Annotated in this window: 15 protein-coding genes; 6 read left to right on the top strand and 9 right to left on the bottom strand. The window is 61.3% G+C overall.

The window, feature by feature from the left end; all coding sequences use genetic code 11:
* Window positions 1–127 precede the first annotated feature (127 nt).
* The 4 genes from rpsF (at window position 128) to rplI (ending at window position 1,896) form a co-directional block, all read left to right on the top strand.
* Window positions 128–433 carry a 30S ribosomal protein S6 gene (rpsF, locus tag A3M3_RS0120325; protein ID WP_028267876.1) on the top strand — a complete coding sequence of 102 codons (306 nt, stop codon included), beginning with the start codon at window positions 128–130 and terminating at the stop codon, window positions 431–433.
* Between the two features lie 55 nt (window positions 434–488).
* Window positions 489–1,061 carry a single-stranded DNA-binding protein gene (locus A3M3_RS0120320; RefSeq protein ID WP_028267875.1) on the top strand — a complete coding sequence of 191 codons (573 nt, stop codon included), beginning with the start codon at window positions 489–491 and terminating at the stop codon, window positions 1,059–1,061.
* A 125-nt stretch (window positions 1,062–1,186) separates the two neighbouring features.
* A complete protein-coding gene (gene rpsR / locus A3M3_RS0120315) occupies window positions 1,187–1,426 on the top strand; it encodes a 30S ribosomal protein S18 (RefSeq protein WP_003800144.1) in 240 nt (79 codons plus the stop codon).
* A gap of 17 nt (window positions 1,427–1,443) precedes the next feature.
* Window positions 1,444–1,896: a 50S ribosomal protein L9 gene (gene rplI, locus A3M3_RS0120310; protein ID WP_028267874.1), complete on the top strand. Its 453-nt coding sequence runs from the start codon at window positions 1,444–1,446 to the stop codon at window positions 1,894–1,896.
* 144 nt (window positions 1,897–2,040) lie between these two features.
* On the opposite strand, the gene A3M3_RS0120305 is transcribed toward rplI, so the two are convergent.
* Window positions 2,041–2,469, bottom strand: a complete 429-nt coding sequence (locus A3M3_RS0120305; protein ID WP_035743421.1) for a DUF1801 domain-containing protein — start codon at window positions 2,467–2,469, stop codon at window positions 2,041–2,043.
* 181 nt (window positions 2,470–2,650) lie between these two features.
* Here A3M3_RS0120305 and A3M3_RS0120300 point away from each other — a divergent pair, with 181 nt between their 5' ends.
* Entirely contained in the window at window positions 2,651–3,277 is a 627-nt protein-coding gene (locus A3M3_RS0120300; protein WP_028267872.1) for an FMN reductase, read from the top strand.
* Between the two features lie 27 nt (window positions 3,278–3,304).
* On the opposite strand, the gene A3M3_RS0120295 is transcribed toward A3M3_RS0120300, so the two are convergent.
* Window positions 3,305–3,880, bottom strand: a complete 576-nt coding sequence (locus tag A3M3_RS0120295) for a hypothetical protein (protein ID WP_028267871.1) — start codon at window positions 3,878–3,880, stop codon at window positions 3,305–3,307.
* 3 nt (window positions 3,881–3,883) lie between these two features.
* Window positions 3,884–4,363 (bottom strand): hypothetical protein, encoded by a 480-nt coding sequence (locus tag A3M3_RS0120290; protein ID WP_035743419.1) that lies wholly within the window; start codon window positions 4,361–4,363, stop codon window positions 3,884–3,886.
* Window positions 4,364–4,992: 629 nt separating this feature from the next.
* Between A3M3_RS0120290 and dnaB the strand changes: the two genes are divergently transcribed.
* Window positions 4,993–6,372, top strand: a complete 1,380-nt coding sequence (dnaB, locus tag A3M3_RS0120285; protein ID WP_028267869.1) for a replicative DNA helicase — start codon at window positions 4,993–4,995, stop codon at window positions 6,370–6,372.
* Between the two features lie 183 nt (window positions 6,373–6,555).
* Here dnaB and A3M3_RS0120280 read toward each other — a convergent pair whose 3' ends face one another.
* From A3M3_RS0120280 to A3M3_RS0120255, 6 genes are all read right to left on the bottom strand, one after another.
* The gene (locus A3M3_RS0120280; RefSeq protein ID WP_028267868.1) at window positions 6,556–7,470 is read right to left on the bottom strand and encodes a dioxygenase family protein; all 915 of its coding nucleotides are present in this window, start codon (window positions 7,468–7,470) and stop codon (window positions 6,556–6,558) included.
* A 47-nt stretch (window positions 7,471–7,517) separates the two neighbouring features.
* Window positions 7,518–8,594, bottom strand: coding sequence for a maleylacetate reductase (locus A3M3_RS0120275; RefSeq protein WP_028267867.1), 1,077 nt, complete (start codon window positions 8,592–8,594; stop codon window positions 7,518–7,520).
* A gap of 63 nt (window positions 8,595–8,657) precedes the next feature.
* Window positions 8,658–9,641: a hypothetical protein gene (locus tag A3M3_RS0120270; RefSeq protein WP_028267866.1), complete on the bottom strand. Its 984-nt coding sequence runs from the start codon at window positions 9,639–9,641 to the stop codon at window positions 8,658–8,660.
* A 54-nt stretch (window positions 9,642–9,695) separates the two neighbouring features.
* The gene (locus A3M3_RS0120265) at window positions 9,696–10,463 is read right to left on the bottom strand and encodes an ABC transporter ATP-binding protein (protein WP_051423434.1); all 768 of its coding nucleotides are present in this window, start codon (window positions 10,461–10,463) and stop codon (window positions 9,696–9,698) included.
* Between the two features lie 56 nt (window positions 10,464–10,519).
* The gene (locus A3M3_RS26170; protein ID WP_051423433.1) at window positions 10,520–11,281 is read right to left on the bottom strand and encodes an ABC transporter permease; all 762 of its coding nucleotides are present in this window, start codon (window positions 11,279–11,281) and stop codon (window positions 10,520–10,522) included.
* Window positions 11,278–12,156, bottom strand: a complete 879-nt coding sequence (locus A3M3_RS0120255; RefSeq protein WP_155854480.1) for an ABC transporter permease — start codon at window positions 12,154–12,156, stop codon at window positions 11,278–11,280. Before A3M3_RS0120255 ends, A3M3_RS26170 begins: the two co-directional genes overlap by 4 nt.
* Window positions 12,157–12,162: the final 6 nt, after the last annotated feature.

The raw sequence follows: 12,162 nt of genomic DNA, 5'->3' as shown, positions 1-12,162 counted from the left end.
AGATATTGAAGTCTGTGCTGCGCCCTGCTTCCGCTTCTGGTAGCGGTGGTCAGCGCTGTTCATCGCAAATGAACCTCCTGTTACGGAAATGCCGTAACCGCTTAGCCCAAAGGAGGTGGGTTCACATATGCGTCCTTACGAATTGATGGTAATCATCGACCCCGAGGTCGAAGAGCGTACCGTAGAGCCGTCGCTTCAGAAGTTCCTCAATGTCATCACCACCGATGGTGGAACCATCGAAAAGGTTGACATCTGGGGCCGCCGTCGCCTGGCTTACGACATCAAGAAGAAGTCCGAAGGTATCTACGCCGTGGTGAACTTCACCGCCAAGCCGGAAACCGCCAAGGAACTTGACCGCCAGCTGAGTCTCAACGAGACCATCATGCGCACCAAGATCACCCGCCCCGAAGAGCAGAAGGTCGTTGCTGAGTAATTTCAGCTCCCGGCTTTCATTCTTTACCCCGCAGGAACGAACAAGGAGGCAGTAGATGGCAGGCGAAACCACTATTACGGTCATCGGTAATCTCACCAATGACCCCGAACTGCGGTTCACACCGTCAGGTTCGGCGGTAGCGAACTTCACCATCGCTTCTACTCCCCGGACCTTCGATCGCCAGTCCAATGAGTGGAAGGACGGGGAAACCCTGTTCCTCCGTGCATCGGTATGGCGCGAAGCAGCTGAGAACGTCGCCGAATCCCTCACCAAGGGCATGCGCGTGATCGTTTCCGGCCGCCTGAAGAGCCGTTCCTACGAAACCAAGGAAGGCGAGAAGCGCACCGTCATCGAGCTCGAAGTCGATGAAATCGGCCCGAGTTTGCGTTACGCCAACGCCAAGGTCAACCGCACCCAGCGCTCAGGCGGTCAGGGTGGACAGGGCGGCTTCGGCGGCAACAACAGTGGCGGCTTCGGAGGTGGCGGCGCTGGTGCAAACCAGGGCGGCAACTCCGGCGGAACGTGGGGCGGCGGCCAATCCGCACCGCAGGAAGACCCCTGGGCTACCCCGGGTGTCAGCAATGCGGGTGGATGGGGCAACGGCCCGGATTCCGAACCTCCCTTCTAAACAAAAATTAAAGTTCGACGCCGGAACCCGCCGGAACTGCCGCGAGGCACGTGGGTGGCAACCGCCGTCGGACACCACCATCCCGTGGATCCATTCCACGGGCTCCATAGAAAAGGAGCTCCACGATGGCTAAGGCTGAACTCCGTAAGCCCAAACCAAAGTCCAACCCCTTGAAGGCCGCTGACATCACTGTCATCGACTACAAGGACGTAGCATTGCTGCGCAAGTTCATCTCCGACCGCGGAAAGATCCGCGCTCGTCGCGTCACTGGCGTCACGGTGCAGGAACAGCGCAAAATCGCCCAGGCAATCAAGAACGCCCGCGAAGTTGCTCTGCTGCCTTACTCCGGCGCTGGCCGCGGCTAAGGAAGGGATTAACTAACATGGCAAAGCTCATTCTGACCCACGAAGTAACCGGTCTCGGTGCTGCTGGCGACGTTGTCGAGGTCAAGGATGGTTACGCACGTAACTTCCTGCTGCCCCGCGGCTTCGCTCTGACCTGGACCAAGGGTGGCGAGAAGCAGGTTGAGTCCATCAAGGCTGCCCGCGCCGCTCGTGCCCACGCTTCGGTTGAAGCTGCACAGGCCCAGGCCTCTGCGCTTTCTTCCAAGAAGGTCAAGCTCGTAGTGAAGGCCGGCGAGTCCGGTCGTCTCTTCGGCACCGTCAAGCCGGCCGACGTCGCTGCTGCAGTTGAGGCTGCTGGCCTTGGCTCCATCGACAAGCGCAACGTTGAACTGCCGAACCACATCAAGTCTGTTGGTTCGTACCAGGCCAACGTCCGCCTGCACGAGGACGTTTCTGCTGTCATCGACCTCGAGGTCGTTGCAAGCAAGTAATGCAGTAAGCTCTGACGAGTTCGAAGGACCCCCGTCTCCGGTTTCCGGAGGCGGGGGTCCTTTGTTTGTCGCGTTCCGGGGAGCGCGAGCTGGCAGTAGATGCCCTCTGCGGGCCTGAAAAGGGGCATTAGCTGCCAGTTCGCGCTAGGGGCGGGGGTGTTGTGGTTCCGCCACGACGTGGCTGTAGCCCGCGCGCACCATGTCTGCCAGGACGGAAACGTCAACGTCTTCGAGCTTGTTCACGTAGAGGCAAGCAGCCCCCGTCTTGTGCTTGCCGAGCTTGGGCAGCAGATACTCGGCGTCAGGCCCGGAGCGCAGTCCATACAGCGCCAGGTTGGCCTTCCGCGGCGAGAAGCCCACCGCGGGGGAATCGCCCTCGCGGCCGCTTGCGTACTTGTAGTGGTACCTTCCAAAGCCAACGATGCTCGGACCCCACATAACTGCCTCCTGACCGGTGATGCCGCGCATGAGGTCCAACAAGGCGAAACCATCGGCGCGCCGCACGGGATGTTCCACGGCAGCCAAGAAGTCTTCGACGGGACGGTCAGTGGGCATGGTCTTGTTCTCTGACATCCCTGTAGTCTCGCAGAGCCTGCGCACCGGGTCCTTCTCGCAAGTGGATGTCTTCCCCGACCTGCCCTCCCTCGGCAACAACGGGGGAATAAAGGGCACAGGCGCGCAGTTTGGAAGTATAGATGCAAACGCATGTACTCTGGTTTGAAGCCTTCGAACCGTCGAGCAAGAGGAGATTGCCATGGAGACCCGCCGCATAACCGTTCTTTCCGCCGGACTGGGCGTCCCGTCGTCGAGCCGTCTGCTTGCAGACCAACTCGCCGCCGCGGCCAAACGCCAGCTGGGCGACGCCGGATACGAGGTGCGGGTGGACATCGTCGAACTCCGGGACTTGGCCGTGGATATCGCCAACAACTTCGTCACCGGCTATGCTGCGCCGCGCGTCGCCGAGGTGATCTCCGGCGTCGAAGGTTCCGATGGAATCATTGCCGTGACGCCGGTCTTCAGTGCTTCCTACAGCGGGCTGTTCAAGTCCTTCATTGACGTCCTGGACCCGAAGTCCCTGGACGGCAAGGCAGTTCTCCTCGGCGCTACGGGAGGCACTGACCGGCACCAAATGGTGCTCGACTACGCCATGCGTCCGCTCTTCACCTACCTGCGGACGCGGATGACCCAGACGTCCGTCTTCGCCGGTCCCCAGGATTGGGGAAACACCGACGACGGCGAGTCGCCGCTTTCGGTCCGAGTGGACCGGGCCGCGGGCGAGCTCGCCCGGCTTTTGAGCGGGGAGCAGCCGCACCGCAAGGCGGAGCCGATGGAGTCCCTGCCTTTTGAGCAACTCCTGGCCGGGATCACGGCGGGACGCTAGGCGGCCCGGGGCTCACCGCAGCAGGGATCAGTCGTCCAGCAGCTCGATGAACTCGCGGGCCTGCTTCATGCTGATGTCGGAATGCTTTGTCAGGGCCAAGGCCGCGGCTTCGACGTCGCCGCTCTTGGCCAAGGTGCGGATCCTCCCGTAGATCTCGTCGTTGAGCATGTTGCTGCTCACCTCGCGCGTGACGTCGCCCTTGCTGGCAATGGCTCGGTATCGGTAGGGGAAACGTTCCGGCTCGTCGTCGTCGGGAATGAGGCCCTGCGGGGCGGCCTCGGGCTTACGAAAGGGTTGTGGATGCGATGCAAGGGCGCCGACGGCGTCCCGTGAGGCGCGCAGGCCCTCTCCGGTGGCGCTGAGGTACAGCTTGATGGCCGCCATGGCCTGACCCTGGGCGATGAGGGAATACAGCTGCCGGTGTTGATCCTCGCTGAGCTTCGCAGCAGCCTCGCGGGCCAACTCGGCTGGGTCTGCGGCCGCTTTGCCCGTGGCATCAGTTGCGCGAAGTTCCGCGGAACGGCGGGAGAGTATGCGGCTGACCAACAGCACGCCGACGACGACGGCCGCCAGGATCAAGACCGGAACGAGTAGGGATGACATGCGCTAAAGCCGATCTATATAGTTCTTGGCGGTCAACAAATCCGAGTGGGTTTCGTGGCGGAGAAGCTTGATGGCTTGGATCTTCTGGCCGCTGCGGACCATGCCTTGCAATTGCAGCGCGAACTGTGGATTTAGTTGTCCGTTGGGCAGGATGGAACTGTTGTAGCCCGCCTGGCCGATCCCTGAGCCGGTCCCAAGCTGCGCCTGGAGAGCGGCCCGGGACTGGCTGTCCTGCTGGGACTGTTGCTGTGCATTCTGGCTTGGCTTCGTGGAGGCATCGATGCGGGCCCGAGCCGCTGTTGCCGTTTGCACTTGGGCGGCCTGGTGGGCTGCCGAGCGGGCGGCAAGCTCCCGTTGGTAGCGTTCCGCATCGGACAGCCCTGTGTTGCGCGGCTTGAACGCCGCCGTCAGGCCCCAAATCAAGGCCACGAGGATGACAACCGGCATTGCAACCAGCAGCGCATCCCCCACAGTGAAACCCATACTTAGAGCTTATGTCAGAACGCAGTTATCCACAGTACATTCCTGTTTCGGCATAGCTTCTGAGAGTCGACTGTCAAATTTTGAAGACGATTGTGTGGAGCATCACATTGTTGGCATATTTATGCCACTCCAGGGGTTTGTGCGGGCCCGAGGGTGGGGATTGCTTGAATTCGCCTGTGGATGAGTGGTGAACGAAAATAGTTTTGATCCACATGGCGTGAAGAACGTTTGCCCAGCTCAGAAGCTAATTTCCCGGAAAAGAATTTCTCTTTCCACAGGGTCATGCACAGGCTGTGCACAAGTAGGGGTACGTATTCCACACTTTATCCACAAGCTCGGCTTGGTGCCTCGCAAAAGCAGGGCTAACGTGGCTGAGTACCTGCTTTAGGTACTTGGAAAACCCCTGTTTCTCGTGCGCGGCGCCTTGGTGCCGCCCGTTAGCAGCATGCTCGCGGACCCGTCTGTGGATAAGTTGTGGAAATCTCGGGGAAATCCAAAAATGTCGGTGCCCTACGGAACAGTTTGGACCAGCCGGCATACACCGGGCGGCCAGGCCAACCCACACCGGGGCGTTGACCTACCGCACCGCCGGGAACAGTTATTTGCCGCGGTACACAATGGAGGACGGCTTGTCAGTTACGCACTTGGATTCGATCGAGGGCGGCCGGACATCGGACGCCAGCCGCAAACCTCCTCAGGACATCCCCGCCGAACAGTCGGTTCTGGGCGGCATGATGCTGTCCAAGGACGCCATTGCCGACGTCGTGGAAATAGTCCGCGGGCAGGACTTCTACCGCCCGGCCCACGAGACCATATACGAGTCCATTATCGACCTCTACGGACGCGGCGAGCCTGCCGATGCCGTCACGGTGTCGGATGAGCTGACCAAGCGGGGAGAGATCAACAGGATCGGCGGTCCCGCGTATCTGCATGAGCTCATCCAGACCGTGCCCACAGCGGCGAACGCTGGCTACTACGCCGAGATCGTCGCCGAACGCGCCGTCCTGCGCCGCCTCGTCAACGCCGGCACCAAGATCGTCCAGATGGGTTATGGCCAGGATGGAGAGGTAGAAGACCTGGTCAACCAGGCCCAGGCCGAGATCTACGCCGTGGCCGAACGCCGAACCGCGGAAGACTACGTGGCGCTCAAGGACGTCATGGAATCCACCGTTGACGAGATCGAGGCATCCGGCCACCGGGGGGAAGGCATGACAGGCGTCCCCACCGGGTTCTACGAACTCGACGAGCTCACCCACGGCCTGCACCCGGGCCAGATGATCGTCATCGCCGCACGCCCCGCCGTCGGTAAATCCACGTTCGCGCTCGACTTCGCTCGCTCTGCTGCGATCAAGCACAACCTTGCCACCGTGATGTTCTCCCTGGAAATGGGCCGGAACGAAATCGCGATGCGTCTATTGTCCGCGGAGGCCACCATCGGCCTTCAAGACCTCCGCAAGGGCACGATCAAGGATGAGCAGTGGTCCAAGATTGCGACCACGATGGGCCGAATGAACGATGCCCCGCTGTTCATCGACGACAGCCCCAACATGTCCCTGATGGAGATCAGGGCAAAGTGCCGCCGCCTCAAGCAGCAGCACGACCTCAAACTGGTGATCCTCGACTACCTCCAGCTCATGAGCTCCGGCAAGAAGGTGGAGTCCCGCCAGCAGGAAGTCTCCGAATTTTCGCGTGCCCTCAAACTTCTCGCCAAGGAACTCCAAGTCCCTGTCATCGCTCTCTCCCAGCTGAACCGTGGTTCGGAACAGCGCCAGGACAAGCGGCCCATGGTCTCGGACCTTCGAGAATCAGGATCCATCGAGCAGGATGCCGACATGGTCATCCTGCTTCACCGCGAAGACGTCTACGACAAGGAATCTCCCCGTGCCGGCGAAGCCGACATCCTCATCGCCAAGCACCGTAACGGGCCCACTAAGGACATCGTGGTTGCCTTCCAGGGCCACTACTCCCGGTTCGCGAACATGGCGGGCGAGACCGGCGGCGGGTTCTAAAAACGTTAGGACCACGGGCCGCGAACAGCCGAGTAGTACCGACGGTTCGAATCCCGTCACAACTTGTCAGGCCAAGCAAGTAGGCCATGGCTTGGCGGGATCAATTAGGCTGCGACCGACCGGAAGCGCAGGCCGTCGGAGGGGCCCCTCTCGGATGAGGACCCGCGCTCATTCAGACGTTTTTCAGACGTTGGCGGGTGCGAGGGTGATGTCGAAGCGGGTGCGGGTCCAGGTCTGGTTGTTCAGGTTCCGTCCGTCGGGGGTGGGTGTGCCTGGGGCTTGGGTGTCGAAGTGTTTGACGAGGGAGTCTTTGACGCCGAAGACGGAGTCGCCGATTTCGATTTGCGGGTCTCCTTTGACGAAGATGTGGGTCACGAGGGTGCGTTGGCCTTCGGCGGTGACCATGAAGTGCAGGTGGGAGGCCCGGACCGGGGAGCGGCCGACGGCTTCGAGCATTTTGCCGACGGGTCCGTCGTGCGGGATGGGGTACGGGGTGGGGGTGAGTGCCCAGAACGCGTATTTGCCTTCGTGGTCGGCGTAGAGGTGGGCGCGGCCGGCGACGCGGTCATCGGTGTATTGGACGTCGTAGAAGCCGTCTTCGTCCGCTTCCCAGACTTCGATGCGGGCGCCGGGGAGGGGGTTGCCGTCGGTGTCGGTGACGGTGCCTTCGACCCAGCAGGGTTGGCCGTGGGCGCCGCCGGCGATGTCTCCGCCGATCGGGATTTCGGGGGCGTCCTGGACGAAGAAGGGCCCGAAGACGGTGGCTTCGGTGGCGGGGGCGGTGCCGGTATGGGCAGGGTTGTTGATGGCGATGGTTTGCATGGAGGCGCCCAGGACGTCGGAGAGGAGCACGAATTCCTGGCGTTTGTCGTCGGTGATGTGCCCGGCGGCGGTGAGGAACTCGATTCCGGTGTTCCATTCCTCTTCGGTGAGGCGCACTTCGCGCAGGAAGTTGTGCAGGTGCCGGGTGAGGGCCTGCATGAGTTGTTTCAGGCGGGGGTCTTCGGTTTTGTCGAAGGATGCGAGGACGGTGTCGAGGAGTTCTTGTTCGACGGCGGTCTGTTCGGGGCTGATGGTCGGTGCGGGGTGGGTGGTCATGGCGGGGTTCCTTAGAGTCCGGGGGTGGTGGCGTGTGCCGGGGTTGCTCAGAGGTCCAGGAGGACCCGGGGGTCTTCCCCGGTCAGGGCCGCTTGGAGGAGCCGGGTGAGGTTTTCGGTGGTGGCCGGGCGCGGGTTGGATGCGGGGACGGCCGGCAGGACGATGTTCACTGCTTGGGCGATGCCCTCGGCGGTGAAGCCGTAGTCGGACAGGGCCTTCGGGGCGTCCAGGCGTTTGCGGAGTTCCTGGAGGCCGGTCAGGGCGTCGGCGGTTCCGAACGCTGCCGCGATGCGGGCTGCCGCTTCGGGGGCGGCGGGGGCGTTGAATGCCAGGACGTAGGGCAGGACGGTGGCGTGGGTCTGGGCGTGGGGAAGGTTGAAGGTCCCGCCCAGGACGTGGCAGATCTTGTGGTGCAGCCCGGAGCCTGCGGAAGCGAACGCGACCGCGGACAGGTACGCGCCGTAGAGGGCCTGCTCGCGTCCTTCGGCCCCGGTCGGGTCCTGGACGATCAGCGGCAGGCCGCGGTTGAGGGCCCGGATGCCCTCGGCGCCCAGGGCGGCGTTGATCGGGTCGGCCCGGGGGGCCCACATCGAGTCGATGCAGTGGGCCATGCCGTTCAGGCCCGAGGCGACGGACATGTCCATTGGAAGGGACAGGGTCAGGGCCGCGTCGTAGATGACCGTGACGGGCAGGACGGCGTCGTCCACCCCGGTGTTCTTCCGGGACGCTTCGGTCAGGCCCCACACGTTGGTCGCTTCGGACCCGGCGTAGGTGGTGGGCACGGCGATGATCGGGATGCCCGAGGTCATCGCTATCGCTTTGGCGAGGCCCGTCGTCGAGCCCCCGCCGACGCAGACCAGCAGGTCGATGCCGGCGTCGACGGCCGCGGCGCGTGCCTTTTCGGCGGCCTCGATCGGGACGTGCATCACGACCTCGTGGTGCCAGAGCGCGACGTCGATGCCCGCAGCGACGGTGCGGGCCATCGGGGTTTCAAAGTCCGAAGCGATCACCATCACCCGCCCGGCACCGAGCCGGGCCACTTCCGCGGCCAGGTTCACGGCAGCCGCACCGGTCCCGAACAGCACACGCTGGCCAAGGGTTACATGGTCGAAAAACAGACTCATATGGTGTTTCCTTCACTTGTTATGAACAGGAATCGCGCGGCAATCCTGGCCGGGTTGTCACCTCTAGATGATGGCGATGCTCTCTGCAGAAAAATCGTCGGTCGTCAGGAACAATTTCTCGATGTCGAGCTCCCGGCTGGTGATTCCTTGTTCCGCGGCATAGCGAGCAACGGTCTGGAGAGCTTTTCGATTACCGGGCGTGAGGCCGTATTCCCATGGATCCGGTCCCATGAGCTCAGTTTGCGTTTCGAGGCTGGATTGCCAGAAAGCCATGGGGGCAACACGGGGGTTTCGAAGTCGTTCCATCGCTTTTCGCTTCGAGGCAGAAAACGCGGCCATCAAGGACGAGGGAATCCATGGATTCTTATCGACAACTTCGGCTTTGATCGTTATCAGGTGCATGATTGGAAAGATTCCCGAAGTGCGGAAGTAATCCGATTCAACGGCTTGATAGTCGGGGAAGAGACGATCAATCCGATGGTCGCCGGCCAGGAAAGCCGGAGGGAAGTATGCGGAGACCAGCCCAGCCAATGCGCCATTCGTCAGAAGCTCGTCTATGAGGAATCGGCTGTTGGCATCTTTTGGATTGGCGGGTTTGGACTGGCTGTCGGGAAGCCGCCCCAATATTCCGAAGACATCCTGCCAGTCAACATCGTGGAGCTTGACTCCATACTGGTCCTGGAGAGTTCCTCGGATCCAGATCGCGGCTGCGGGTTCAAAACCGCCGATACCAACCGAGCGTCCGATGAGATCCTGCGGAGCTTTAATACCGGCATTGGAGTTGACGAAAATGGATCCGTGTCGAAATCGTCTATGGGGAAAGACGGGAATGGCCAGGAGGTCATCATTCTTGTCCCGCGATTTCAGGTACTGGACCACGTTGAATTCCGAAATATCGCATTCGTTTCTGCGATCCAACCGGAAAATGCGTTCGGGATCCTCTGTGAGGACCGTCAGCTCGATGCCATCCGGCGTCGTGGTCCCCTCAGCAAGTGATCTGGTGATTTCATAGTCGCCGCAAGCCAGCGAAAGGTGCACTTTACCCATCAGTTTCCGGATCCTTCGTCGAGATTATTGGTGTACTTCGGTGGCATCTGTCCATTAAGCGACAGGAGTCGGTGCGTGCCCAAGAGCGTTGAAGACTTCACTGCGAAGGCGCGCGAATTCGGGCAGGCCTTTGGTGTAGACCTGATCCCGGGGCCGCGGCAAGTCGACGTTCATGACTTCGCGGATGGTGGTGGGTGTGCGCGAAAGGACGGCGATTCGGGTGCCTAGGTAGATTGCTTCGTCAATGTCGTGGGTGACGAATCCAATGGTCATGTTCCTCTCACTCCAAAGCCGCATAGTGAGGTCTTCCAGCTCCGAGCGGGTCTGTGCGTCAACGGACGCGAACGGCTCATCCATGAGCAACAGCTTTGGCTCGTACGCCAGTGCGCGGGCAATTGCCACACGTTGTTGCATGCCGCCCGAAAGCTGCCAAGGCTTCTTGTTCAAATGGGCACTGAGGCCAACCGACTCCAAGGCGTCCAACGTCGAGGCGTGACGCTTGGCCTTGCTCGAAGGCCGGTATCGCAATGGCAGCTCGACGTTTTCCCGGACCGTTAACCACGGCAGGAGTGACCGGCTGTAGTCCTGGAAGACCAAGCCGAGAGTCTCCGGTGGACTGGTTACTAGCTCGCCGGCAATCTTCACCGAACCGTGTTCGTAAGGAAGCAGCCCTGACAGACATTTGAGCATAGTGGTTTTGCCGCAACCTGACGGCCCTACGATCGAGAGGAATTCACCTTCTTCGACCGTCAGCGTGATGTCTTCAAGAACGTTTTCTGCACCGTAGTTTTTTTGTAGAGCCTGAACTTCAAGAATGGCCACCGTGGGCCTCCTTCCTATTGTGGCGGCAGTCACCGGTGACTGTGCCGGAAAAGCGCTTACGCATCGATACCGAACTCGCCGTATTTGCGGTCGAGCCAGTGTCCAACGAGGGCCACGCAGCTGTTGAGCAAGACTCCGAGGAATCCGAGCAACAGAATGGCGGACCACATTTCGTCCAAGCGGAACGTGGTGGAGGTGCGGGAGATGAAATATCCGATTCCGTTGACGCTTGAGTAATACTCGGCGGCAACCATCACGACAATCGCAATCGGTACAGCCGCTCGCACTCCGCTCCAGATATGCGGCACGGCGGTGGGGAGGACAATCCAGCGCATGCGGGCACCCCAGGGCAGGCGAAATGCCAGTCCCATGTCTGCACGGACAGGCTCCACGGCCCGGACGCCGTCCGTTGTTGCCAAGAGAATTGGCCACACAGCGGAAGCTGCGATGACCGCAATCTTCATGAGATCTCCTGTGCCGAGAACCAGGAGAAGCGGTGGAATGACCAGGATTGGCGGAAGTGCGCGCATGAACTCAAGCTCGGGGCGGGCGAACGGTTCCACCTTGCGGAACATACCGACGACGACGCCGGCAACGACGCCTATGAGGATGGCAAGAGCCATTCCCAGGAGGATACGGAGAACACTTGGAATCGCTTGATCCACGAGATTGGTTGACAGCCAATTGTCCCTGAACGCAACGACGATGTTTTCCAAAGGCGGAAAGTACAAGGATGTCGAGGACGCGCTCAGTGCCCACCAGATGGCTATTGCCGCGGCGGACACCAGGAGGGGAGATACTTTCGAGAGGACCTTCACTTCGACACGCCCCTTCTGGACGGGTGCCACTGGAGCAAGCGATTTTCGATCGGGAGCAGGGCCGCGTTGACGAGGACGCCCAGGACTCCTGCAGCAAGGGTGTAGCTGTACATACCGGCCTTATCAGCATTTTGAAGAGACGATTGGACTTCTTTCCCTAGCCCCGGCATACCGCCCAGGAGCTCAGCGGTGATGGCAACGATGAGTGCAACGGATGCCGCGATGCGGATTCCCGTCACAATGAAGGGCGTGGAACTGGGGAGGACCAGATGCCAGAACTGCGCGAGGCGGGGAACTCCGAAGAGTGTGAGCGTCTGTTGCGCCACGGGATCGACTGCCCGGGCGCCCCGGACGGTGAGGACAAGAATCAGCCAGAAAGAGGAGATACCGGCCAGAAGGGCTGCGCCGTTGAAGCTGACACCCAACATAAGGATCACCAAGGGCAGAATCGCCACGGACGGGATCGGACGCAGGAATTCGATGATTGGCCGTATCGCCCGTTCCAGTGGCCGCGCTCTGCCGAGCACAAGCCCGGTGGGAATCGCCAAAAGTGCCGCGACCACGAGGCCTGTCAATGCCTGGGCGAGTGTCTGCCCCACTGCGGTCCAGAATTGAGCCGACAGTGCGTCGTGTCCCAGCCTTGCGAGGACTTCAGAAACCAGTGGAAAGGCCGAGGGGGCAAGCAAGCCCGTGCGGCCGACGATCTCGAGGAGTATCAACGCAATTGCGACCGAGAGGACTCCACGCCAGGACCGCGACAGGCCGAGGACAACGCTCATGACCTTCCGGGGGGTCCCACCACGGTACCCGAGTCCTCCAGGTGCCACTGCCGCATCGTTCACCGTGGCGGACTGTGAATCGGTGGCGCTGTTCATGATGCC

The sequence above is a fragment of the Arthrobacter sp. MA-N2 genome, assembly GCF_000517125.1.
Lineage (GTDB): Bacteria > Actinomycetota > Actinomycetes > Actinomycetales > Micrococcaceae > Arthrobacter > Arthrobacter methylotrophus.
Note: the sequence above shows the minus strand (reverse complement) of the source record. Positions and strands in the feature narration are given on the sequence as shown.